At 55.2% G+C, this 22,543-nt stretch carries 19 protein-coding genes; 5 read left to right on the forward strand and 14 right to left on the reverse strand.

Annotation, left to right across the window (positions count from 1 at the left end; genetic code table 11):
- Nucleotides 1-47: 47 nt before the first annotated feature.
- The gene (gene pmbA / locus KP80_RS04720; protein ID WP_052282431.1) at nucleotides 48-1,388 is read right to left on the reverse strand and encodes a metalloprotease PmbA; all 1,341 of its coding nucleotides are present in this window, start codon (nucleotides 1,386-1,388) and stop codon (nucleotides 48-50) included.
- A 106-nt stretch (nucleotides 1,389-1,494) separates the two neighbouring features.
- Here pmbA and yjgA point away from each other — a divergent pair, with 106 nt between their 5' ends.
- A complete protein-coding gene (yjgA, locus tag KP80_RS04725; protein WP_052282432.1) occupies nucleotides 1,495-2,046 on the forward strand; it encodes a ribosome biogenesis factor YjgA in 552 nt (183 codons plus the stop codon).
- A gap of 41 nt (nucleotides 2,047-2,087) precedes the next feature.
- Here yjgA and KP80_RS04730 read toward each other — a convergent pair whose 3' ends face one another.
- Both KP80_RS04730 and mpl read right to left on the reverse strand, forming a co-directional pair.
- On the reverse strand, nucleotides 2,088-2,618 hold the full coding sequence (locus KP80_RS04730; RefSeq protein WP_052282433.1) for a GNAT family N-acetyltransferase: 531 nt from the start codon (nucleotides 2,616-2,618) through the stop codon (nucleotides 2,088-2,090).
- Nucleotides 2,619-2,697: 79 nt separating this feature from the next.
- A complete protein-coding gene (mpl, locus tag KP80_RS04735; protein WP_052282434.1) occupies nucleotides 2,698-4,074 on the reverse strand; it encodes a UDP-N-acetylmuramate:L-alanyl-gamma-D-glutamyl-meso-diaminopimelate ligase in 1,377 nt (458 codons plus the stop codon).
- 175 nt (nucleotides 4,075-4,249) lie between these two features.
- On the opposite strand from mpl, the gene fbp reads away from it, so the two are divergent.
- Nucleotides 4,250-5,248: a class 1 fructose-bisphosphatase gene (fbp, locus tag KP80_RS04740; protein WP_052282435.1), complete on the forward strand. Its 999-nt coding sequence runs from the start codon at nucleotides 4,250-4,252 to the stop codon at nucleotides 5,246-5,248.
- Nucleotides 5,249-5,311: 63 nt separating this feature from the next.
- On the opposite strand, the gene KP80_RS04745 is transcribed toward fbp, so the two are convergent.
- The 5 genes from KP80_RS04745 to ytfQ all read right to left on the reverse strand — a co-directional run bounded on the left by KP80_RS04745 (nucleotide 5,312) and on the right by ytfQ (nucleotide 11,584).
- Nucleotides 5,312-6,874 (reverse strand): methyl-accepting chemotaxis protein, encoded by a 1,563-nt coding sequence (locus tag KP80_RS04745; protein WP_052282470.1) that lies wholly within the window; start codon nucleotides 6,872-6,874, stop codon nucleotides 5,312-5,314.
- Nucleotides 6,875-6,958: 84 nt separating this feature from the next.
- Nucleotides 6,959-7,960 carry a galactofuranose ABC transporter, permease protein YjfF gene (gene yjfF, locus KP80_RS04750; RefSeq protein ID WP_052282436.1) on the reverse strand — a complete coding sequence of 334 codons (1,002 nt, stop codon included), beginning with the start codon at nucleotides 7,958-7,960 and terminating at the stop codon, nucleotides 6,959-6,961.
- Entirely contained in the window at nucleotides 7,947-8,972 is a 1,026-nt protein-coding gene (ytfT, locus tag KP80_RS04755) for a galactofuranose ABC transporter, ATP-binding protein YtfT (RefSeq protein WP_156315576.1), read from the reverse strand. Before ytfT ends, yjfF begins: the two co-directional genes overlap by 14 nt.
- A gap of 10 nt (nucleotides 8,973-8,982) precedes the next feature.
- Nucleotides 8,983-10,485, reverse strand: coding sequence for a galactofuranose ABC transporter, ATP-binding protein YtfR (gene ytfR, locus KP80_RS04760; RefSeq protein ID WP_052282438.1), 1,503 nt, complete (start codon nucleotides 10,483-10,485; stop codon nucleotides 8,983-8,985).
- A gap of 142 nt (nucleotides 10,486-10,627) precedes the next feature.
- A complete protein-coding gene (gene ytfQ, locus KP80_RS04765) occupies nucleotides 10,628-11,584 on the reverse strand; it encodes a galactofuranose ABC transporter, galactofuranose-binding protein YtfQ (RefSeq protein ID WP_052282439.1) in 957 nt (318 codons plus the stop codon).
- A gap of 402 nt (nucleotides 11,585-11,986) precedes the next feature.
- Here ytfQ and ppa point away from each other — a divergent pair, with 402 nt between their 5' ends.
- The gene (ppa, locus tag KP80_RS04770) at nucleotides 11,987-12,514 is read left to right on the forward strand and encodes an inorganic diphosphatase (RefSeq protein WP_005134479.1); all 528 of its coding nucleotides are present in this window, start codon (nucleotides 11,987-11,989) and stop codon (nucleotides 12,512-12,514) included.
- Nucleotides 12,515-12,558: 44 nt separating this feature from the next.
- Here the strand turns inward: ppa and KP80_RS04775 are convergent, their stop codons facing one another.
- The 5 genes from KP80_RS04775 to tamA all read right to left on the reverse strand — a co-directional run bounded on the left by KP80_RS04775 (nucleotide 12,559) and on the right by tamA (nucleotide 19,214).
- Nucleotides 12,559-12,909, reverse strand: coding sequence for a type II toxin-antitoxin system ChpB family toxin (locus KP80_RS04775; RefSeq protein ID WP_052282440.1), 351 nt, complete (start codon nucleotides 12,907-12,909; stop codon nucleotides 12,559-12,561).
- Nucleotides 12,903-13,154: an AbrB/MazE/SpoVT family DNA-binding domain-containing protein gene (locus KP80_RS04780; RefSeq protein WP_052282441.1), complete on the reverse strand. Its 252-nt coding sequence runs from the start codon at nucleotides 13,152-13,154 to the stop codon at nucleotides 12,903-12,905. The genes KP80_RS04775 and KP80_RS04780 overlap by 7 nt, the downstream gene beginning before the upstream one ends.
- 206 nt (nucleotides 13,155-13,360) lie before the next feature.
- Nucleotides 13,361-13,705 carry a gamma-glutamylcyclotransferase family protein gene (locus tag KP80_RS04785; protein ID WP_052282442.1) on the reverse strand — a complete coding sequence of 115 codons (345 nt, stop codon included), beginning with the start codon at nucleotides 13,703-13,705 and terminating at the stop codon, nucleotides 13,361-13,363.
- 2 nt (nucleotides 13,706-13,707) lie between these two features.
- Nucleotides 13,708-17,484: an autotransporter assembly complex protein TamB gene (gene tamB, locus KP80_RS04790; RefSeq protein ID WP_052282443.1), complete on the reverse strand. Its 3,777-nt coding sequence runs from the start codon at nucleotides 17,482-17,484 to the stop codon at nucleotides 13,708-13,710.
- Nucleotides 17,481-19,214 carry an autotransporter assembly complex protein TamA gene (gene tamA, locus KP80_RS04795; RefSeq protein WP_052282444.1) on the reverse strand — a complete coding sequence of 578 codons (1,734 nt, stop codon included), beginning with the start codon at nucleotides 19,212-19,214 and terminating at the stop codon, nucleotides 17,481-17,483. The genes tamB and tamA overlap by 4 nt, the downstream gene beginning before the upstream one ends.
- Nucleotides 19,215-19,483: 269 nt before the next feature.
- On the opposite strand from tamA, the gene msrA reads away from it, so the two are divergent.
- Nucleotides 19,484-20,128 (forward strand): peptide-methionine (S)-S-oxide reductase MsrA, encoded by a 645-nt coding sequence (msrA, locus tag KP80_RS04800; RefSeq protein WP_052282445.1) that lies wholly within the window; start codon nucleotides 19,484-19,486, stop codon nucleotides 20,126-20,128.
- Here the strand turns inward: msrA and KP80_RS04805 are convergent.
- A complete protein-coding gene (locus tag KP80_RS04805) occupies nucleotides 20,125-21,183 on the reverse strand; it encodes a LacI family DNA-binding transcriptional regulator (protein WP_052282446.1) in 1,059 nt (352 codons plus the stop codon). The two genes, msrA and KP80_RS04805, sit on opposite strands and share 4 nt — an antisense overlap.
- A gap of 189 nt (nucleotides 21,184-21,372) precedes the next feature.
- Between KP80_RS04805 and KP80_RS04810 the strand changes: the two genes are divergently transcribed.
- Nucleotides 21,373-22,527, forward strand: coding sequence for a Gfo/Idh/MocA family protein (locus KP80_RS04810; protein ID WP_052282447.1), 1,155 nt, complete (start codon nucleotides 21,373-21,375; stop codon nucleotides 22,525-22,527).
- Nucleotides 22,528-22,543: the final 16 nt, after the last annotated feature.

Here is a 22,543-nt window from a genome sequence, read left to right on the forward strand (position 1 = left end):
TTATTATTTAAGCAAAACGGGCGCAGCAGGATGCGCCCTAAACGTGATTACTGGCCGGCGATTTTCATCTCCGGTAACAGTACAGAACCACACTGGATATTACTCCGTGTCTCAATATCGTCGGCAATGGTGACCATATTGCGCCACATATCTTTCAGGTTGCCGGCGATGGTGATTTCACTTACCGGATACTGAATTTCGCCATTCTCAACCCAGAAACCAGAGGCGCCGCGGGAGTAATCGCCGGTGATGCCGCTAACACCCTGCCCCATCAGTTCAGTGACGACAAGGCCCGTGCCCATCTCTTTAAGCAACTTTTCAAAACTCAGACCGCGGCCCTGGATGCGCCAGTTGTGGATGCCGCCCGCGTGGCCGGTGCTTTTCAGTCCCAGCTTGCGCGCAGAATAATTGGTCAGCAGCCACTGCGTCAGCACGCCGTCTTTAATAATGTCGCGACGCTCGGTGCGCACGCCTTCACCGTCGAATGGTGTAGAAGCCAGCCCTTTCAGCAGATGTGGATGCTCTTCAATAGTCAGCCATTCTGGCAGAATTTGCTCACCCAACGAGTCAAGCAGGAAAGTGGATTTACGGTAAACCGAACCACCGGCAATCGCCCCGACCAAATGGCCAAACAACCCGGTAGCCACTTCATTAGCAAAAATCACCGGCGCTTTCATGGTGGAGAGCTTGCGCGGTGCCAGGCGTGATAAAGTGCGGCGGGCGCACTCTTCACCCACCCATTCCGGCGATTGCAGGTCACCCAGCGCGCGCCCGATGGTGTAAGCGTAGTCGCGTTCCATATCGCCATTGGCTTCGGCAATCACGCAGCTGGAGAGCGAGTGGCGGGTCGAGCAGTAGCTTTGCAGCATGCCGTGGCTGTTACCAAATACCTTGATGCCGTAGTGGCTGTTGAAGCTGCCGCCTTCGGTATTGGTGATACGCTTATCGGCTTTCAGGGAAGCCTGTTCGGCGCGAGCCGCCATTTCAATCGCTTCGTCCGGGGAGACTTCCGCCGGGTGGAACAGGTCAAGATCCGGAGCCTCAAACGCCAGCAGATCTTTGTCCGCCACGCCCGCACACGGGTCTGGCGAGGTGTAACGCGCGATATCCAGCGCCGCCTGTACGGTACGCGCAATCGCATCCGGGCTCAGGTCGGTTGAAGAGGCGCTGCCTTTGCGATTCTGGTGATATACGGTGATCCCGAGCGCGCCATCGCTATTAAATTCGACGTTTTCAACTTCACCGTAGCGGGTGCTGACGCCAATACCGGTGGTCTTGCTGACCGCGACTTCTGCACCATCTGATTTACCGGCCGCCAGCTCTAACGCCGTGGAGACCGCTTTTTCCAGCGCAATACGTTGTTCCGCAACTTGTGTGATCACTTTCATCGTCTAAGCCATAATCTGAGGTAAAGTTAAATGAAGTCTAACAGAGAACCCTTTCTCAGTATGCGCTCAAGCTGTTAGTATTAGCCTCTTTTTTAAGGAGCCTGAAATGACAAAGCAGCCCGAAGACTGGCTCGACGAAGTCCCCGGTGATGATATCGAGGACGAAGATGATGAAATTATCTGGGTCAGCAAGAGTGAAATTAAGCGTGATGCCGAAGAGCTGAAAAAGCTCGGAGCAGAGCTGGTTGATCTGGGTAAAAATGCCCTGGATAAAATCCCGCTGGACGCCGACCTGCGCGCCGCCATTGAACTGGCGCAGCGTATTAAGATGGAAGGCCGCCGCCGCCAGCTGCAGCTGATTGGTAAGATGCTGCGTCAGCGCGACGTGGAACCTTTCCGTCAGGCGCTGGACAAGCTGAAAAACCGTCACAACCAACAGGTCGTTCTGTTCCATAAACTGGAACAGCTGCGCGATCGTATGGTTGAAGGTGGGGATGAAGCGGTTGAAGAGGTGCTGAACCTCTGGCCAGACGCTGACCGCCAACAGCTGCGTTCGCTGGTGCGTAACGCGAAAAAAGAGAAGGCTGGGAATAAGCCGCCTAAATCCTCTCGTCAGATCTTCCAGTATCTGCGCGAACTGGCTGAAAACCAGGATTAAATCTCTTAAAAACGCCCTCTTCCGAGGGCATTTTTTATCGGCTACAGCGTCATCACCACCTGACGTAACTCATCATTAAAACGTTGATACTGCGCGGCATCAATCGCCTGCGGATAGCTCAACACAATCAATTCATGGTCAGCAATACCGACATGATAAGTCGGGTGCGCGTGCGGCCACGGGTTAGCGCTAAAGCCCATTCCCTCATAAAAACGCAGACGCTTCTGCGCAATCTCGGTGGTCAACGGGTCGATTTCCAAAACGGTGAGCGGCGCGCGCGCCAGCATCTGCCCCAGCAGGCGTTTACCGTAGCCCTGTGAGCGTAGCGTGCTATCAACAGCCAGATGCTCAATATAGAGATAGCCATCAAACGCCCATGTGCCGCTCATTCCAATAAACTGCTCACCGTCAAACCAGGCTTCCAGTGCATAGTGCGTATCGTTCATGGCGCTCTGTTTGGCCGCTAACTCCCGCTGTTCATGCCAGGGAAAAGCCTGCTCATACAGCGCATCAACCCGTGGAAAAAAGAGGGACTGCGTTGAAGTCAGCTTCTGTGACGTTAACTTGTCCATGTCTGGTCCTTACTGAAATCAGGAAATAAAAAAGCCAACCGGTTTCCCGATTGGCTGAGGAGAAACCTGAGCGATCAGATTAATGCTGTTGTTGTTCCGCTTTTTTCGCCAGACCATCCAGCAATTTCTGGTGAATACCACCAAAACCACCGTTGCTCATCACCAGAATATGGTCGCCCGGCTCGGCGTTTTTCACCACCATATCGGCCAGCGTATCAACGTCTGCGCTCCAGTGTGCTGGCTGCACGCAGGCTTCAGCCACTTCCGCCACCTGCCACGGAATATGCTGCGGCTGCAGCAGGAATACTTCATCGGCACGGCCCAGGGACGGTGCCAGATCGTCTTTGCATACGCCCATTTTCATGGTGTTCGAACGCGGCTCGAGCACGGCGATGATTTTAGCCGTGCCGCCAACTTTACCGCGCAGTGCCTGCAGCGTAGCGAGGATAGCGGTCGGGTGGTGGGCAAAATCGTCATACACGCAGACGCCGTTAGCTTCACCACGCAGTTCCAGACGACGACGGGCGTTGATAAAGCTTCCCAGCGCGTTGGCTGCATCTGCCGGCGTTACGCCAACATGGCGCGCGGCGGCGATCGCCATCAGACCGTTGTGCATGTTGTGTTCGCCAACCAGGCCCCACTTCACTTCGCCAACCTTTTCACCGTCCAGCAGCACTTCCCACTCGGAGGCGTCGGTATTCAGCTTCTTCGCCTGCCAGTGGCCCTGCTCGCCCACCAGCTCCTGCTCACTCCAGCAGCCCATTGCCATCACCTGTTTCAGGTTGGCGTCGTTCTCAGGCAGGATGATGCGGCCTTGTCCAGGGACAATACGCACCAGGTGGTGGAACTGTTTCTGAATCGCTTTCAGGTCATCGAAGATGTCCGCATGGTCGAACTCAAGGTTATTGAGGACCAGCGTACGCGGGCAGTAATGCACGAACTTGGAGCGCTTATCAAAGAAGGCGCAGTCGTATTCATCGGCTTCAATCACGAAGAACGGGCTATCACCCAGACGAGCGGAAACATCGAAGTTACCCGGCAGGCCGCCAATGACAAAACCTGGCTTATAGCCACAGGCTTCGAGGATCCAGGTCGCCATCCCGGCGGTGGTGGTTTTACCGTGGGTACCGGCAATCGCCACGACCCAACGGTCACGCAGCACGAAATCGTGCAGCCACTGCGGGCCGGACATGTACGGAATGTTTTTCTCCAGCACCGCTTCCACGCACGGGTTACCGCGAGTCATTGCGTTGCCGATGATGACCAGATCCGGCTGAGGGTCAAGCTGGCTTGCATCGTAACCTTGAATTAAATCAATGCCTTGATTTTCCAGCAGCGTGCTCATCGGGGGATACACATTGGCATCCGAACCCGTGACTTCATGACCCAGAGAACGAGCCAGCATGGCCAGGCCGCCCATGAAAGTGCCACAAATACCCAAAATATGAATGCGCATACGTCACTATCCTTTTGTAATCTGCCTCGCATTTTACCCATATGTTTGCCATCAGAGAAATGCATTTAGGGATATTCCGTAGTTTGCTGGCGCGATTCACCTGTGCGTATTTTTTTTATTCTTTGTTAAGATTGTTGCAGTCGCTTTACTCATCATCCAATGCAGGGAAAGTGTTATGAAAACGTTAGGTGAATTTATTGTCGAAAAGCAGCACGAGTTCTCTCATGCTACCGGTGAGCTCACTGCTTTGCTGTCGGCAATAAAGTTAGGTGCCAAGATCATCCACCGCGATATCAATAAGGCCGGTCTGGTCGATATCCTGGGTGCCAGCGGCGCAGAAAACGTACAAGGAGAAGTACAACAAAAGCTCGATCTGTTCGCGAACGAGAAACTGAAAGCCGCGCTGCGCGCACGTGACATCGTCGCCGGTATCGCCTCCGAAGAAGAAGACGAAATCGTCGTCTTTGACGGCTGCGAACACGCAAAATATGTGGTCCTCATGGATCCACTGGATGGCTCATCTAATATCGACGTTAACGTCTCTGTCGGGACTATCTTCTCTATCTATCGCCGCGTAACGCCAGTCGGTACGCCGGTGACCGAAGAAGATTTCCTTCAGCCGGGTAACCGCCAGGTTGCTGCGGGCTACGTGGTTTACGGCTCGTCCACCATGCTGGTCTACACCACCGGCTGCGGCGTGCACGCCTTTACCTACGACCCTTCTCTGGGCGTGTTCTGCCTGTGCCAGGAGCGCATGCGCTTCCCGGAACGCGGCACCACGTATTCCATCAACGAAGGTAACTACATCAAATTCCCGAACGGTGTGAAGAAGTACATCAAGTTCTGCCAGGAAGAAGATAAGTCCACGCAGCGCCCGTACACCTCCCGCTATATCGGTTCTCTGGTCGCTGATTTCCACCGCAACCTGCTGAAGGGCGGCATCTATCTGTACCCAAGCACCGCCAGCCACCCGGATGGGAAGCTGCGTCTGCTGTATGAGTGCAACCCGATGGCGTTCCTGGCGGAACAGGCAGGCGGTAAAGCCAGCGATGGTAAAGAACGTATCCTGGATATTCAGCCGGAAACGCTGCACCAGCGCCGTTCGTTCTTCGTCGGTAACGACCACATGGTTGAAGACGTTGAGCGTTTGATTCGCGAGTTCCCAGACGCGTAAGCATTAGGTTCGAGGTTTCCCCTCACCCTAACCCTCTCCCCTGTGGGGAGAGGGGCAAACCAATTACGCCACCTGCAGACGGAACGAAGCCATCGCTGAGGTCAGCGCCTGCGACTGTTCTTCCAGCGAGCGAGTTGCTGCCGACGACTGCTGAACCAGCGCCGCGTTCTGCTGCGCCGTTTCATCCATCTGGCTCACCGCGATGTTCACCTGCTCGATACCGCGACTCTGCTCCTGAGAGGCGCTGGCAATCTCGCGCATCAGTTTGGTCATCCGCATTACCTCAGTGGCAATCTCATCCATCGTTTCCCCGGCCTGCTGCGCCAGGTCGCTGCCTTCACTAACATGATTCTGCGACGCGGAAATCAGCTGGCGAATCTCTTTCGCCGCATCGGCGCTGCGGCTCGCCAGGTTACGTACTTCGCCCGCGACCACGGCAAAACCGCGTCCCTGCTCGCCCGCGCGGGCGGCTTCAACGGAAGCATTGAGCGCCAGAATATTGGTCTGGAACGCAATGCCGTCAATCACCCCAAGGATGTCGGCGATACGGTTGGAACTACCGGCGATGTCCTGCATTTTTTCAATCACGTAGCAGACCATTTCGCTGCCGCGATCGGCGGTATCGGAAACGTCTTTCGCCAGCTTATGCGCCTGATCGGCGTTGTCAGCGTTTTGCTTCACGGTCGCTGTCAGCTCTTCCATGCTGGCCGCCGTTTGCTCCAGCGACGTGGCAGTCGACTCGGTGCGCTGCGCCAGATGGTTATTGCCCGCCGTCAGCTCGCGGCTGCCGATATCAATTTGCGAACTGGCATCACGCACCCGCATTACCGAGTTCATCATCGACTCGCGCATCCCGGCAATCGCCCCGTTGAGACGCTTAATCTCAGCGCTATTGGCCTTCAGCGGTGAATCGGTTAAATCGCCGGAGGCGACTTTCTCCAGCTGCGCAATCGCGGCATCCAACGGTTTAAGCAGCAGGTGGCGCAGCTGCAGCCAACCGAGCGCCATAACACCTGCGGTCAGCAAAATAGCGATCGCCATCAGCACCAGCACTTTATTTTTCGTGGCGTGAACAGCAGCGACTTCCACCTGGCCGCGAGACTCACCCCAGTCCTGGAAAGCATGAATGGAATTATCAAACTGGCGGGATACCGGAATCATGGTCTTTTCCAGCAGGTCGTAATAACCATCGACGTTTTGCCCTTCGAGCGCAGCCAGCATCGGTTTGATCGCCTGGCTATTGTACTGCTCATAGCTTTTCGCCACGTTCGCCATCAGCTGTGCGCCGTCGGCATCATCCATCGACGACTGGCTAACGGCGGCAATAATTTTCTGCGCCTGCACCACTTCTCCACTAAGCTGTTTGACCGCTTTCGCCGCATCCTCCAGCATGCCGATTTCCATCAGTCTCACCGCCTGACTGGCCTCATTACGCGCACGCAGCAGCAGCGTATAGCCTTCATTAAGCTGAGTCATTTGGTCGCTTTGTAAGTGGTCGATACGTTGCAACGAGGTGGAGCTTTGGGTGAGAGCATAAATGCCAATGCCACTCACCAGGAGAAGCAGCAGGGTCATCACGGCAAGCAGGGACAGCAGGCCGGTACGGATAGAAAGCGTTCTGAGCATCATAGTTTTGTCCGGTAGCAGGGTACGTTTGGCGTAAAAGTAAACTATCGGCTGCTACCGGAAAAACTTTAGCGTATCAGTATGTTAGTTCTTTGTTACTTCAGCATTGACGCGGGTTACGGCCGCGTTTTGCCGATTCTCCCACAGTACTGTCAAGCCGCGCTGGAGCGCGATAAAAATAAACAGCAGAATGCCGATGGCGATTTTGGTCCACCAGGAACTCAACGTACCGTCAAAGTTGATATAGGTTTGAATCAGCCCCTGAATCCCCACACCGAACAGCGTCCCCAGCACCGTACCGACGCCGCCGCTGAGCAGCGTGCCGCCAATCACCACCGAGGCGATGGCATCCAGCTCCACCCCAACCCCCGCCAGCGCATAGCCCGCTTGGGTATAAATGGAGAAGACGATACCCGCCAACGTCGCCAGCCCGGTCGACAGCATATAAATACGCACAATGGTGCTGCGGGTCGGGATGCCCATCAGGTTTGCCGACGTGGCGTTACCGCCGATAGCGTAAACCTGGTTGCCAAAGCGGGTGCGGTGAGCGAGAAAGATCCCCAGAATCACCACCAGCAGCATCAGCAGCCCCATGGCGCTCAGGCGTCCACCGCCGGGAATAGTCCATGCCAGCCCGGAAAGCGTATCGTACAGCGGGTGATCGATAGGAATTGACTCTTCGGACACCAGATAGCTGACGCCGCGCAGGAAAAACATCCCGGCCAAAGTGATGATAAATGCCGGAATCTTCAGGGCATCAATCAGCCAGCCCATAAAGGCGCCAAAGGCACAGCCCATGACCAGTACCAACGGGAAAGCCACCAGCGGCGACAATCCCCAAAAGCCGATCGCTTTGGCCAGGAATACGCCGGTGAAAGCGATCACAGAGCCGACCGACAGATCGATCCCACCGGAGAGGATCACGAAGGTCATTCCCACGGCAATGATCCCCAAAAAGGCATTATCGGTGAGAATGTTGCAGATCACCCGCGTGGAGGCAAAACCCGGAAACTGCGTCAGGCAGTAGAGATAGCCAAGGACAAAGACGCCGAGGGTGATCATCAGCGGTAAGTTACGTTTTATCATGGCCCCGTATCCTTTTCAGCATCTGAATAAAGCGCGGTGATTGGACGATCAGCACGCACATCACCACTACCGCTTTCACTACCTGGTTAAGCTCCGGCGGAAAACCGGAGAGCAAAATACCGGTATTCATACCCTGAATGATCAGAGCGCCCACCACCGACAGCAGCAGGTTAAAGCGCCCCCCCATCAGCGATCCACCGCCGATCACCACCGCCAGAATAGCGTCCAGCTCCAGCCACAGCCCGGCGTTATTGGCATCCGCTCCGCGAATATCCGCCGCCACAATGATCCCGGCAATCGCCGCACAGACGCCGCTTAACACGTAGGCCAGCATCACCACGATACGAGTATTCACCCCCGCATTTTTCGCCGCACGGATGTTAATCCCCACCGCTTCAATGAACATACCGAGCGCCGTTTTACGGGCTACCACCCAGAAGATCACGAGGGTGACCAGCGCAATAATGACCGGCGTTGGAAACAGCAACATTTTACCGCTGCCGAGCCAGGCCAACGCCGGCGAATCGAAGGTGACAATCTGCCCTGAAGTAATGAGCTGCGCGACGCCCCGCCCGGCCACCATCAGAATAAGCGTCGCCACAAAGGGCTGAATTTTCAGAATGGCCACCAGAATGCCGTTCCACAGCCCGGCTAAAACGCCTGAACCCAGCGCGGCCAGTAGCACCATCGGCAGGCTATGCCCGGCGACGGTCATTGAGGCAGCGGTCGCCCCGGCAATCGCCATCACCGCGCCGACCGACAGGTCGATACCTCCGGTGGCAATCACCAGCGTCATACCGATGGCCAGCAGGGCAACGGGGGCCGCGCGGTTAAGAATATCGATAGGGCTGCCGAACAGACGGCCATCCTGGAGGGTTATCTGGAAAAAGTGCGGTGCCACCAGGCTATCGACCAGCAGCACCAGGATAAGGGCCGCCACTTGCGGCATCCCCGGCGGCCAGCGAAAGCGGCGCCCGGACGACTCAGTATGTGGAACGGATCGAGGCATCACGGTTAACTCCTTAGGCCGCAATAGCGTTCATAATGGCGGGAACGGACAGCTCATCAAGTGGGATCTCAGCGATCTGCTGACGATCGCGCATGATGATCACCCGGTCGGCGTAGCCCACCAGCTCTTCAAGTTCAGACGAAATAACCAGCAGCGCCAGGCCGTCGGCACACAGGGTTTCAATCAGGCGGATAATCTCCGCGTGCGCCCCGACGTCGATCCCGCGCGTTGGCTCATCGAGGATCAAAAACTGCGGGCGCGTCAGCAGCCAGCGAGACAGTAAGACCTTTTGCTGGTTGCCACCGGAGAGAAACTCCACCGGCTGTTCAGCGCTGGGGGTACGGATCCCCAACTGGCGGATAAAACGTTCGGCGATGTCGTTTTGCTCTTTGCGCGGAATGGGCCGCAGCCAGCCGCGCTGAGCCTGTAACGCCAGAATGATATTTTCCCGTACCGAAGCAGCGGCAATAATGCCGTCGGTTTTTCGATCCTCAGGGCAGAAGCCGATCCCAAGGCAGGAAGCCTGATGCGGCGATCGCAGCGTTTGCGGTTTGCCTTTGATCGTTGCCTGACCGCTGTCAGCAGGACGAATGCCGAAGATCACCTCTGCGGTTTCCGTACGACCCGATCCCAACAGCCCGGCGAGCCCGACAATTTCCCCAGGGCGGACCTGAAGATCGAACGGCGCAATGGTGCCTTTTTTGCCGTAGCCTTCAAACGAGGCCACCGGTTTATCGCTAAGCAGCGTACGCCCGGCGCGCTGTAACGCCTGATGTTCCAGCTCACGGCCAAGCATCATTTTGACCAACTCAATCTGCGGCAGCTCGCGGGTTTCACGGCAGCCGACAAAGCTACCGTTACGTAGAACGGTGATGCGATCGCTCACCGCGTAGACCTGATCGAGGAAATGGGTCACGAAGATCAGACTCACGCCCTGATCGCGCAACTGGCGCATCAGGGTAAACAACATCTCCACCTCTTTGGTATCGAGACTGGCGGTCGGTTCATCGAGGATCAACACTTTGGCAGAGAGATCGATGGCCCGGCAGATAGCGACAATCTGCTGCATCGCCACCGAAAAACGGTTCAGCGGCTCGCGAACATCAAGCACAAAGCCATAAGAGGCCATCAGCTCACTGGCGCGTTTCTCCATCTCTTTACGTCGCAGCAGGCCGAAGCGTTTTGGCTCGCGGCCAATAAACAGGTTATCCGCCACCGACATGTTCGGCAGCAGATTCACTTCCTGATACACCGTGCCAATACCCAGTTGCTGGGCGTGGGCGGTATTTTTGGGATTAATTTGTTGGCCTTCCAGCCAGATAGTGCCGCTGTTAGCGTGATAGACGCCGGTCAGCGCTTTAATCAGCGTCGATTTACCCGCACCGTTTTCACCCAGCAGCGCCATGATTTCCCCGCGCCGTAGGCTGAAATTCACGTTATCCAGCGCCTTAACGCCGGGAAAATATTGGCAAAGCCCCTCGGTGCGGAGGATTTCCTGGTGTGTTTCAGTGGTCATTACGCGCTCCCCCTCACCCTAGCCCTCTCCCGCGGGGGAGAGGGGATATATTGTGCCAACAGCCCGCTCGGAATCTGACGCCCTGCACCGCCCGGCACTCTCTCCCTTTCAGGGAGAGAGTTGGGGTGAGGGGGTAGGCGGCTTAGTAGCCCATATTTTTCTTCTTCTCTAACTCTTCTTTCGCTGTATCCGGCAGGTAGAGCGTGGATTTGGTCAGGGTGACTTTTTCCGGCATGGTGCCGTCTTTCTTGAATTTCTCCAGCGCATCAAACGCCGGGCCAGCCATATTTGGCGTCAGCTCGACGCTGGCGTTAGCGTCACCGGCAATCATCGCTTTGTAGATATCCGGCACACCGTCAATCGAACCGGTCAGGATATCCTTACCCGGCTTGAGCCCGGCTTCTTTGATAGCCTGAATGGCACCGATCACCATGTCGTCGTTGTGCGCGTAAACCATGCAGATGTTTTTGCCGTTGTTCTCAGCTTTGATAAAGCTCTCCATAACCTCTTTACCTTTACTGCGGGTAAAGTCGCCGGACTGAGAGCGGATAATCTTGATATTCGCGGCTTTAGAAATAGCGTCGGCAAAGCCTTTCTTACGGTCAATCGCCACGCTCGCCCCAACTGTGCCCTGCAGCTCAACCACGTTACATGGCTTGCCGTCGATGGTTTTAATCAGCCATTCACCAATCAGTTGGCCTTCCAGCACGTTGTTGGCGGTGACGGTGGTCATGTAGAGCGATTTGTCTTTCACATCAATGGAACGGTCGAGCAGGAAGACCGGGATTTTGGCCTCTTTCGCTTCTTTCAATACCGGTTCCCAGCCCGTCGCCACGACAGGTGCGATAAAGATGGCGTCAACACCCTGGGCGATAAACGAACGCACCGCTTTAATCTGGTTTTCCTGTTTTTGCTGACCATCGGCAATCTTCAGGGTGATACCGCGTTTTTCCGCTTCCTGCTTGGCGACGTTCGTTTCCGCCGCTCGCCAGCCGGATTCAGAACCGACTTGCGAAAAACCCACCGTTAAAGGGGCAGCCATGACCATAGACGACATGGCTGCGGAAACTGCTGTGACAAGAAGTAAGCGCTTCCACATAGAGGTATCCTCGTAGGGTTATTGTTGGTTAAAGATCCACCTGCGGGAAAACTATAGACAATGGGATATGTAACGGAATGAGTTACATCACACTTCAAAAAAGTAAATTATTTGTTAATTAGCGTAGTGGCGAAGAGATCAGGGAGGAGAAGGCGTCGCGCACCCATTGAGCGCTATCACTTTTGTCGAAAAAATGTGCGCGTCACCGTCATTTTTCATCGTGATGTAAGCGGTTTCATGAATTTATTCAGTATGCAGCTAAGATTATGGATTTTCCTGCCATAAGAAGCGGCTGAAAAAGGCGGGGTCATTGGGGCAGGACGTAAAACAGGCCAAGACTTTCGCGATGAGTTGGCTATAATACCGGGCACTAGTTTGCCATACATTCTAAAGGAAACAGACATGAGCTTACTCAACGTCCCTGCGGGTAAAGATCTGCCGGAAGATATCTACGTTGTTATTGAAATCCCAGCTAACGCAGATCCTATCAAATACGAAGTCGACAAAGAGAGCGGTGCACTGTTCGTTGACCGTTTCATGTCCACTGCGATGTTCTATCCGTGCAACTACGGTTACATCAACCACACTCTGTCTCTGGACGGTGACCCGGTTGACGTTCTGGTCCCAACTCCATACCCACTGGAGCCAGGTTCCGTCATTCGCTGCCGCCCAGTTGGCGTGCTGAAAATGACCGACGAATCCGGTGAAGATGCGAAACTGGTTGCGGTACCGCACACCAAGCTGAGCAAAGAATACGATCACATCAAAGATGTGAACGACCTGCCAGACCTGCTGAAAGCGCAGATCACCCACTTCTTCGAGCACTACAAAGACCTCGAAGCGGGCAAATGGGTTAAAGTTGACGGTTGGGACAACGCTGAAGCGGCTAAAGCTGAAATCGTTGCTTCCTTCGAGCGCGCGAAGAAATAAGATTTCTTTTCATGCTTTGAAAACACCGCCTTCGGGCGGTGTTTTTATTCCACAATAGCCTGCAATCGCAGCAAAGACTCTTCAACCACGTTCTCTTCAGCCTTTGCCAACCACTTAGCCTGCCTGGCCTGCAAATCCATCATACACAGCTGATTTAGCAGCACTACGCCCTGAACATCCCCTTCTGCGCAGCTGACGGGAATCGCAAACCCTGCGTAACGCGCATAATTTCCACCCTGCGAAATAGGCGCAACGAGCACCGTACCTAACTGATTAAACGCGCCTGTCGAGAGGACTAATGCAGGCCTTCCTGCTCCCTTCTGCTCATGCCCGCACGCAGGATCAAAGCCAACCAAGACGATATCCCCGCGCTGAAAAATGGGGCGCTTTACCATATTTCGTTGCCCACAGGCTTATCATGGCCCCAGATATCCTCTTCGGTGATAGCTGGCGCGTTCGGATCGCACTGCGCCAGAAGCTCATCGAGGGTATAGCGCTTAGCAATCGGTGTTAATACCCACTGATTATTCTGCACATTTGCCTCCATACATTGCCCCGGCTGCAAACCGAGCTCTTTCATCACAACGCCAGGAATGACCATACCCGCACTGTTTCCCCATTTCTTTATAATGATTCGCATCGCCCCTCCAGAGTTATACAAAGTATAACTCTGGGGATGAAAAAGTCATTCTGCGCTAGATGAAAAGGGATACCCGTATGAGATCCGGATAAAGAGTGAAACAGGAATAAACAGCGAAAATGGGCGTGGAAGGAGGTGTTATTGCAGAAAAATTATCGCGATAGCTCACTAAAAAACAACGCCACCCGAAGGTGGCGTTGCCGTATTCAATACTGGTCTTTATCCAACCAGTTGCCGCTTTCTATCAGCGTACATCCCGCGATTGGGCGCTGATAAACGTACATCCAGGCACTACCGTAAGGCGTCTGGATAAGATGGCGTGCGTATTCGCCCGCCTTGGTGCGCAGCGCATCCAATTCGGCCAGCGTCGATGCGTCGATCCGATAGACTTCACCGTGTACTGTGCCATCGCCGGGCACTGCGCCTGGATAGTGGCCCAGACTGTACAGTTGATAATCGGAAACGCTGTGATCGCCCAGCCACTGGGCGTTAGTCATCCAGTGGCTGTTGCCTTGTTTGCGCCGTAAACTGCCGTACACAAATATTCGCATTGCTAAAACTCAAACTGATAGAGCAAATCGAGCGCCTGGTCTACGCCAGACACCGCTTCCAGATACAGCTTAGGCATCAGGCGATAGCGTAACGTGAGCGTCGCCAAAGAGTCAAAGATCCCCACGCCATATTTCACCTGTAGACCCGGCAATACGTAACCGCTGACCACCACCTGGGAGGAATCACCCACCCCTTGCGTGTCTAACGCCAGATTACTTACGCCAAAGGTCTCCCCGATTTTACCCACAACTTGACCACTTTGTGCAACCCCCATACCAATAAGCATCGACGTCATCGCCGCACCGTCGCTCTGACCGCTATCCAGACCCTGTCCGCGAACAAGGTAAGAGAGCGCTTCCTGCTGCGACATTGCCGGGTCGGAGAAGACCTCGGCCTTCGGCTGATCGGCAGTACCCGTGACGCGAACACCGGCGATCACATCGTTTTCCGTCGACTCTGGGTTACGAATCGCTTCGATATTGAGTAACGGCTGATCCGGTGGGCCGGAGAACAGCAGCTCGCCTTTACGCACAATCAGATCCTGGCCGTAGGCGTGGAACCGCCCTTCCGGGATATTGATTTGCCCGTTAAGACCCAGCCCCTGTTTGTCCTGAGCCACTTTCAGATCGCCCGTCAGACGAGCCTTCAGACCAAAGGCATCCAGACGCACGTTGTTGCCCACATGGATCTTCAGATTGCTGTTGATCGGGATTGACGCTGATTTGGTCTCTTCCGGCTGCAATTGGTTGTTGAGCATCACTTCATCGCTGGAGACGCCTACCGCGCTCTCTGGCACCTCTTTCACCACAATACGTGCCCACGGTACATCAACGCTGCCGTCGAGGGTGAACAGGCTTGGTGTGGCGTTAAACTCCACATCTGGTGATACATCGAGACGAACCATCGGTGGCACAGTGATACGTACCCGACTGCCTTTCGCCGCAATACGCGCGCGCCAGTTCTCAATCTGCCGCCAGTCAGCATCACCGTTGAGGCTAATCTGTCCCTGTTGGGTGCGGATCTCCCCTTGCAGCGTTGAGCTGGCACCGTTGAAGTTCATGGTTACCTGGCTTGGCTGCATATCAAACGGCATAAAGTTGCCGTCGATATCCAGGCCGCTTAGCTGGAGCTGACCAAACATCAGCGGGCTTTGGAGGTCGCCGCCCAATCGAAGATTGGCGTTCAGCTTACCGTCAGCTTTTTCACCGCGGGAGAAGACAGGATTGACCATCGCCAGCGAGAAGTTACGGATATTGACGTTACCGCCAAGATTACGCCGCCCCTGCGGATCGGTCACCTGCACCTGGCCATCCAGTTGACCGTTGTTGGTCAGCCGGATAAGCCAGCCCAGTTCAGCGCGGTTATTGTGCAAGTCAGCGCTGAGATTCAACGTATCAAATGCCACCGGTAGCGGCGCATCATTGACGATCTGCGTGACCTTCACATTACGCCCTGAGAGCGTGACTTTACCCTGCGGCAGCCCCTCTTTGGTGGTGTCCCAGGTAACATCTGCGTTACCGCTAAACACGCCGCTGGCCTGCGTCGCTTCGGGCATAAACGGCTTAAGCATCGCCAGGTCGAAACGGTTCAGATTGACGATGGCATGCCCTGCCGCCCCGGCATCAATGGTCTGCGGTACGCACAGTTCCGCATTCGGGTTCACCCAGCAGTGTGGCCCGATACTGATTTTCTGCTCGAGATTGCGGTAGTCCAGCGCGATATCGCGGTTAATGGACCACGGGCCCACCGGCGTCTGGAAGCGCGTATTGCTTAGCGCCCCCTTCCAGCGTTCTTCTTTGCGATCGAAACTTCCTGCCAGCGCCAGCTGACCGGAGACCGGCTCTCCTTGAACCTGTAACTGCAGAGAGTGCTGTTTTTCGTTGCCCTTCGCCGCCAGATGCACCAAGCCAATGCTAACGTCCGGCTGTACGATGCGCTCAACGCGTACATCGAGGTTACCGGCAATCTGGTCGGTGGATTTGATATCGCCATCCACCCGTACCTGGCCAATTGACAGCTCCTGCCAGCGTAGACTGCGGGCGGTAATGTCGGCCAATACCTGAGGTGCGTCGACGGTGCCACGGATTTTCACCAGCCCTTTCGCGGTCCCGCCAAGGCCCGGCAGCATGTTGTCGAGCTTCGGCGCATCAATGTTGGCATCGAGGTTAAGATCTTTCACCCCAAGCTCACCTTTGATATCAACATTGTTGTTGCCCAACGCCACGTGTAGACCAGGAATGGTCCATTGCAGATAGCTGTTACCCCGCGCAGAGCCGTCCACCAGCACTTTATTTTGCTTAACGTTGCCGGTGATTTTCACCTCCGGCACGCTCATCTGCCAGGTACCACCGTACAGACTGCCGTTGGTTTTAATCAGCCCTTCTAGCTTCGACGGCCATTCTGGCGCCAGCTTTCCGGTATTAATCCCGTGCAGCGCCAGCTCACCGCGCCAACTTATCGCTTGCTGCCAGTCGAGCAGTGCTTTGAACTCAGTTGTGCCATCCAGCGCCGCAATCGCGAGCTTATCGAGGTTAACCTGGCGCTCATTGCCTTTGGCATCCAGGGTAATTTTCGCCGGCGGTACGCCCTGCCCTTTCACCGCGGTGGCGAAAGAAAGGGTGTAGTCGGTCATTTTGCCGCCCAGCTTCAGCTTGAGATCATCTGCCTGGAACTGTTTCTCGCCGGTAAACGGCCAGTACAGCTGCTTGCTGTTGATCTCCACGTTAAACGGCAGCCCTGCCTCTGCAAGCTGCGCCTGCGCCCGCAAATTCATATCCACCTGGCCTGAGAGATTCACCCCCACTTCCAGCTGTTTACGCACCGCACCGGCCACCTTCAGCTTCACTTTCTCGCCCTTGAGCGGGTCAATATTCAGCGTGCTGTTGAGGGTCATATCCACCGGCCAGTCATTGATGAGCTGCGCCGTACCGCTGGCGTTGACCGTACCCTGGCTGGAGTCGATATCCAGCGTGTCGAGCTTCATGTTGCCGTCAATGCTGCTCACCTTAAGCAACATTTTATAGACCGTCAGATCGGTATCGCCGGTAATGCGCAGCTGTTCGCCGCTGAAAGACTCAATATTAAGATTCAGCGGCAGATGAACATCGGTCATCTCCGGCAGCACCGGTTTGGAGAACAGCTCGGCCATGGTTTCACCCAGCGGCTTTTCCTGCGGCTGCGGGTTGTCGATCTTCGGTTCAACCACCTCTTTTTGCGCGACGTCCGCCACTTTCGGCAGCGCAATCAGCAGCCCCTGCAGCGAGGTTGGCGTCAGCGTCAGGTTTTTCTCCTGCCAGTTCAGGCCGCTGGTGAAATCCATCACCGACACCGTGGTGTCATCAATTTTGATATTGATGTTATTGAGCGAGACCCGGCTCAAGGTAATCGGGTACGGCGTCGAGAGGTTCAGCGGCCCCGTGTCCTCTTCTTCAACCGGGGCTGCAGGCGGCATTTTGCTGCTGTCGATAGCCACGTTGATGTCGCGCAGCGCAAGGTCATTCACGCACACGCTGCTGTGCCACAGGCAGCTCAGATTCACCGCAAGGTGAAATTCTCCCGCGTCCACCGCCACCCCAGGCTGGGTATAACGTACTTTTTTCAACGTCAGGTCACGCCAGCCGCCGGTCACCTGGCCGATTTCCAGCCCCGGCACCCAGCGGTTTGCCGCGTTAAACAGCAGATGCAAACCCGTCGTCGTACCGATAAGGAAGCCAACGGCTCCCACCAGCACAACCAGAAAAATCAGAACGCCGAGGCTTATTTTTTTCCATAACGTCATAGTTCAGGCCCCAGTCCGATATAAAACTGCAATCCATGTTCATCTTTATCGCCAACCGGCACGGCGAAATCGAGCTTGATTGGCCCGACAGGGGACTGCCAGCGCACGCCGACACCGGCACCGGTTTTCCAGTCGCTTTGGCGAATATCACTGACCGCCTCACCGCCGTCGACAAACATCGCGCCCCACCATTTCCCGGTGACGTTGTATTGATACTCCAGTGAGCCAGTCGCCAGCTTAGACGCACCGATCAGCTTGCCTTTGGAGTCTTCTGGGGCAATCGATTTGTACTTATAGCCACGAATGCTGCGATCGCCACCGGCAAAGAAACGCAGGTCCGGCGGTACGCGGTCAAAGTCGCCGGTTTCAATCCAGCCAAGGTTGCCGCGCATCACGAAGCGGTGTTTATCATACAGCGTGCGAATCCACACGTTCTGAGCCTGGAAGACCGAGAAGTCGACGTCCGAACCCCAGGCCGTGTTGGAGTAATCAATCGAATAACGCTGGGAATCGCCCCAGGTCGGCATCAGACCGCCACGCGAACGGGTACGACTGATTGAGACGCCCGGATAGAACAGCATGGTGGTGTTCGTGACGTCGGCCTGCGTAAAGTGGTCGAGACTCCAGCGCAGGTTAATCGCTCGCTGCCAGCCGCTGGAAAGATCCCAGAAGCGCGAGACGGCAAGCGTGGTAGAGTCGGCCTTAGTATCGTTGAGATCGGTACTCTTGAAGCCGCCCTGTACCAGATAATACTGTTCCAGCGGGTTCTTCAGCAGCGGCATTTTGTAGCTGAAATCGAGCTGTTGTTCCGGTGCCGAAACGCTCAGACTGGTCGTAAAACTATGACCATAGGAGTTTACCCACGGTTTTTTCCATGAGGCTTTTACGCGTGGCCCCACGTCGGTGGAATAACCACCGCCGAGCTCGACGGTATTTTCACTACGCGGTGACACCACGCCGTGGAGCGGCAATACTTTGGTTTCACGCGATTTTTCAAATTCCGGTGCGACAACCACGGAATTAAACCAACCGGTGGCGGAAAGGCGGCGGTTCAGTTCCGCCAGATCGCTGGAACTGTAGTAGTCCCCTTTTTTGAACGGCACCAAATGCTGGAGATAGTCATCACGGATCTGCGAGCCTTCAAAGGTCACATCGCCAAAACGGTAGCGCTGACCGCTATCGTAGTCGATATCCCAGAACGCCTGGTGGCGATCCAGCGCAATGCCGAGCTGGCTCTTTTTAAATTCACTGTCAAAGTAGCCCTTACGCAGCGATACGCTGGTCAGTGAGCTTTTGAAATGGTCGTAATCGCCATGATTCAGCACAGTGCCAATTTTTGGCCGAGTTTTCAGCAGGTCAAGATAGTCCCTGTCGTCGCGGGCACCGCCGCGCAAAATCACTTCGGTTCCGCCAATCAGCACCGGTTCTCCCGGCGTGACTTTCGCCAACAGCACCTGGCGGCCTTTTGCCGGTGGTGGCTTCAATTCGAAGTCGATGGTCGGTTCGTAGTAGCCGAGGGCTTTTAATCCTTCGCGAATCGCATCGTCCACGCGCGCGCGAAAGCGTCGGTCCGGCGTGACCTCATCACTATCAATCGTAGAGAGCTGCGCTCGAACGTTTTTTTGTAGTTCGCCTGAGAGCCCTTCAACCTGTAGACGGATGCTCGCTGCACTGGCAACACCGCTGGTCAGCAGCAAGCTCACCAAACATAACTGGCGGATTTGTCGCACATTTTCTCCTGAATATCCTTGTTTCCACCCCAACGGGAAACGAAAGTCCGCTCCGCGGCCATGACTGCGTTTTGCCTTTATTGGTGCGCTTTTAGCGCTCGGCACACAACGTCAGTTTAAAAAACCCACTCTTTGTCGGGTTGAAATAAAGACAGAGCCCCAAATTATTCTTATGTTTAAATTTAGACGTATTCGGCGCGTTTATTGTGTTAAAAGACACGCCCGGTTACAACCTTAACGGAAATTACTGTTCCCCGGAGGTCTTTCCCATGAGTTTAGTTGATAAAAAACACCTTGTATCTCAGTCAGATGCATTGAGTGGAAGAAATACGCCGATGCCGGTCGCCACGCTTAATGTTGTGACCGAACACTCAATGACGCACGTTCCTGACGGCATGGAGGTCGCGATTTTCGCCATGGGATGCTTCTGGGGCGTTGAACGTCTCTACTGGCAGTTACCCGGTGTGTATAGCACCGCTGCAGGCTACACCGGCGGCTATACGCCGAATCCGACCTATCGGGAAGTCTGTTCGGGCGAGACCGGGCATGCGGAGGCAGTGCGCGTCGTGTTTGATCCGGCGGTGGTGAGCTATGCCGATTTATTGAAGGTGTTCTGGGAGAATCACGACCCGGCGCAGGGGATGCGTCAGGGCAACGACCACGGTACCCAATACCGTTCGGCCATTTATCCGACGACACCGGAACAGGAACAAGAAGCCAACGCCAGCCTGAAGCAGTTCCAGCAGGCCATGCGGACTGCCGGTGACGAACGTACGATCACCACCGAAATCGCCGCCGCTAAACCGTTCTACTATGCGGAAGATGAGCATCAGCAGTATCTGCACAAAAACCCGTATGGCTATTGCGGCATCGGCGGGATTGGCGTCTGCTTACCACCGCAGCTACAGGGTTAACTATCCAATGCCACGCGCGCCGCATGGCGCGTGGCGTTCGCCACCGTCCCGTAGTCCATCACTTTCCCCTGCAATAAAAGGTTATAGACCGGCGACTGAGGCCGGTTAAGCCGCGTTTGCAACAGATGCACAGCCTCAATACCGAGATCGCGGCAAGGGACGCGAATCCCCGTCACCGGCGCGATGAGGCCATTTTCCAGATTCCACGAAAAATCGGTGGTGATAAGTGAAATATCCTCTGGCACGCGCAGGTTATGACGCTGCAACGCCTTCATCACGCCATCGGTCATGCTTGTGCTGTTGGGGAAAATCACATCGGGCCACTGGGCGCGATCGTGCGTCGTCAGCCATGTATCCAGCGCCCGCTCAGCCTCTCCTGCCGTGAACCACTCAGTGACAAGCAGGTCATGCTGCGGGTTAAAAGGAACGTGGTGATAGCGATAAGCCTCTTTAATACCGTCCAGCCGGGCATAGAGAGTCTCTCTACGCAGACAGGTCATCGTCAACACGCGTCGATGCCCTTGTTCAAAGAGATAGCGCATCGCGGTAAAGCCAATAGCTCGGTGGTCAGGTGAGACGCAATCCAGCGCCATTTCTCGGTCAATAGAGTTAATCAGCACGCAGGGCTTATTCAGCGTACTCGCCAGCTTGAGAATCGTTGGGTCATCCGTGCCAATAATGATCACCGCATTGATGCTTTTCTGGTTGGCTTTTTCGAGGAATAATTTCACGTCTGCATGCTGTTCTTCCAGCGCACAGTGGCTGATCCAGACATCATGCGGCGCGCTGGCTTCGGCAATCCCTTTGGTGACCTCCAGATAAAAACTGTCGCCTCGCCCCTGGAACGTACGCTCCGGTGCAAACACGGCAATGCCGTTAATCAGCAGTCTTCCGTTAGCCAACCCATCCAGCACCCCCAACTGGCGGGCACATTTCACAATAGCCTCTCGCGCTTTGTCGCTGGTATAGGATTTACCGCTCAGCACCCGGGAAACGGTGCTGATGGAATAGCCGGTTCGAGCGGCAATTTCATCCATTCTTAGCTTACCGGGCATTGTGTGACCTCGCTCGCAATCATATTTTGCAAATTTTTGCAGTACCAGTTCACTGATTTTAAAACCTATTTTCAGTTTCTTGCCCAGTTTCCTTTTCTGCCTGCGAGCATTCTCACAAATTCCGTTTGTCCACGCCGAACGCCATGCCTATTTTCAGGTATCAGTCATTCCTATCACGTAAGGTGCAACATGGATAAGGTGCGTTTTGGCATTATCGGCGTAGGGAATATCGGGACCGTTCACGCCCGATACCTGCTGGCAGGAACGGTAAAAGAGGCCTGCCTGACGGCAGTGTGCGACAACAATCCCGACAAACATCCCACCATTCGCCAGCTGGTGGGCGAAAAAGTGGCGATGTTCAGCGACGCAAAAGAGATGCTGAAAAGCGGGCTGATTGATGCGGTGATTGTCGCCACACCGCACTACGACCACCCAGGCCTGTCAATGCTGGCAATGCGCAACGGCATTCACACGCTGTGCGAAAAACCGGCAGGCGTTTACACCGCCCAGGTACGGGAGATGAACGAATTTGCCCGCGGCTGCAATGTGGTATTCGGCATGATGTTCAACCAGCGCCCAAACCCGTTATACCAAAAAGTGAAGGATCTTATCGACAGCGGCGAACTGGGCGAACTACGCCGCTCCAACTGGATTATCACCAACTGGTATCGCTCGCAGAGTTACTACAATTCCGGCGGCTGGCGCGCCACGTGGAAAGGCGAAGGCGGCGGCGTGCTGCTCAATCAAGACCCGCATCAGCTCGACCTGTGGCAGTGGCTGGTCGGCATGCCGGTGCGCATGCGGGCATTCTGTCAGTTTGGCAAACACCGCCAGATAGAAGTGGAAAACGAAGTCACGGCCTATGCCGAATATGCCAACGGTGCCACCGGCGTGTTTATCACCACCACCGCGGAAGCCCCCGGAACTAACCGCCTGGAGATCGCCGGCGATCGCGGCAAAGTGGTCGTCGAAGACGGCACATTACGCTTCTGGCGGCTGCGTGAATCAGAAACAGAGTTTAACGCTCGATGGGAAAAGGGCTTTGGCGAACCCGAGTGCTGGGAAGTAAAAATCCCCGTCGCGTCAGAATGTAGCGATCATCACGTTATCACCGCCAACTTTGCCGCCGCCGTTCTGCACGGCACGCCGCTGCTGGCTCCCGGCACCGACGGCATTCACGGCCTGACACTCTCCAACGCCATGCATTTATCCACCTGGACCGACAGCTGGGTCGATCTGCCGTTCGACGAAGCGCTGTTTAAAAAGCTGCTCGATGAACGCATTGCTGGTTCCATCGACAAACAGGTTGAAAGTAAAACGCTGGATGCCTCCGGCACCTGGTAATCCGCAGCAGGAGAGA

Source organism: Kluyvera genomosp. 1 (genome assembly GCF_001266615.1).
Classification (GTDB): Bacteria; Pseudomonadota; Gammaproteobacteria; order Enterobacterales; family Enterobacteriaceae; genus Kluyvera; species Kluyvera cryocrescens_A.

Bases quoted from the DNA above. Each gene is read 5' to 3' on its own strand.
- tamB (WP_052282443.1), bottom strand. From the start codon at position 17,484: ATGACGTTATGGAAAAAAATAAGCCTCGGCGTTCTGATTTTTCTGGTT.
- KP80_RS04730 (WP_052282433.1), bottom strand. From the start codon at position 2,618: ATGGACAAGTTAACGTCACAGAAGCTGACTTCAACGCAGTCCCTCTTT.
- KP80_RS04805 (WP_052282446.1), bottom strand. From the start codon at position 21,183: ATGCCCGGTAAGCTAAGAATGGATGAAATTGCCGCTCGAACCGGCTAT.
- KP80_RS04780 (WP_052282441.1), bottom strand. From the start codon at position 13,154: ATGCGAATCATTATAAAGAAATGGGGAAACAGTGCGGGTATGGTCATT.
- mpl (WP_052282434.1), bottom strand. From the start codon at position 4,074: ATGCGCATTCATATTTTGGGTATTTGTGGCACTTTCATGGGCGGCCTG.
- pmbA (WP_052282431.1), bottom strand. From the start codon at position 1,388: ATGAAAGTGATCACACAAGTTGCGGAACAACGTATTGCGCTGGAAAAA.
- KP80_RS04810 (WP_052282447.1), top strand. From the start codon at position 21,373: ATGGATAAGGTGCGTTTTGGCATTATCGGCGTAGGGAATATCGGGACC.
- fbp (WP_052282435.1), top strand. From the start codon at position 4,250: ATGAAAACGTTAGGTGAATTTATTGTCGAAAAGCAGCACGAGTTCTCT.
- ppa (WP_005134479.1), top strand. From the start codon at position 11,987: ATGAGCTTACTCAACGTCCCTGCGGGTAAAGATCTGCCGGAAGATATC.
- KP80_RS04745 (WP_052282470.1), bottom strand. From the start codon at position 6,874: ATGCTCAGAACGCTTTCTATCCGTACCGGCCTGCTGTCCCTGCTTGCC.
- ytfR (WP_052282438.1), bottom strand. From the start codon at position 10,485: ATGACCACTGAAACACACCAGGAAATCCTCCGCACCGAGGGGCTTTGC.
- KP80_RS04775 (WP_052282440.1), bottom strand. From the start codon at position 12,909: ATGGTAAAGCGCCCCATTTTTCAGCGCGGGGATATCGTCTTGGTTGGC.
- yjfF (WP_052282436.1), bottom strand. From the start codon at position 7,960: ATGATAAAACGTAACTTACCGCTGATGATCACCCTCGGCGTCTTTGTC.
- KP80_RS04785 (WP_052282442.1), bottom strand. From the start codon at position 13,705: ATGCGAATATTTGTGTACGGCAGTTTACGGCGCAAACAAGGCAACAGC.
- yjgA (WP_052282432.1), top strand. From the start codon at position 1,495: ATGACAAAGCAGCCCGAAGACTGGCTCGACGAAGTCCCCGGTGATGAT.
- ytfQ (WP_052282439.1), bottom strand. From the start codon at position 11,584: ATGTGGAAGCGCTTACTTCTTGTCACAGCAGTTTCCGCAGCCATGTCG.
- msrA (WP_052282445.1), top strand. From the start codon at position 19,484: ATGAGTTTAGTTGATAAAAAACACCTTGTATCTCAGTCAGATGCATTG.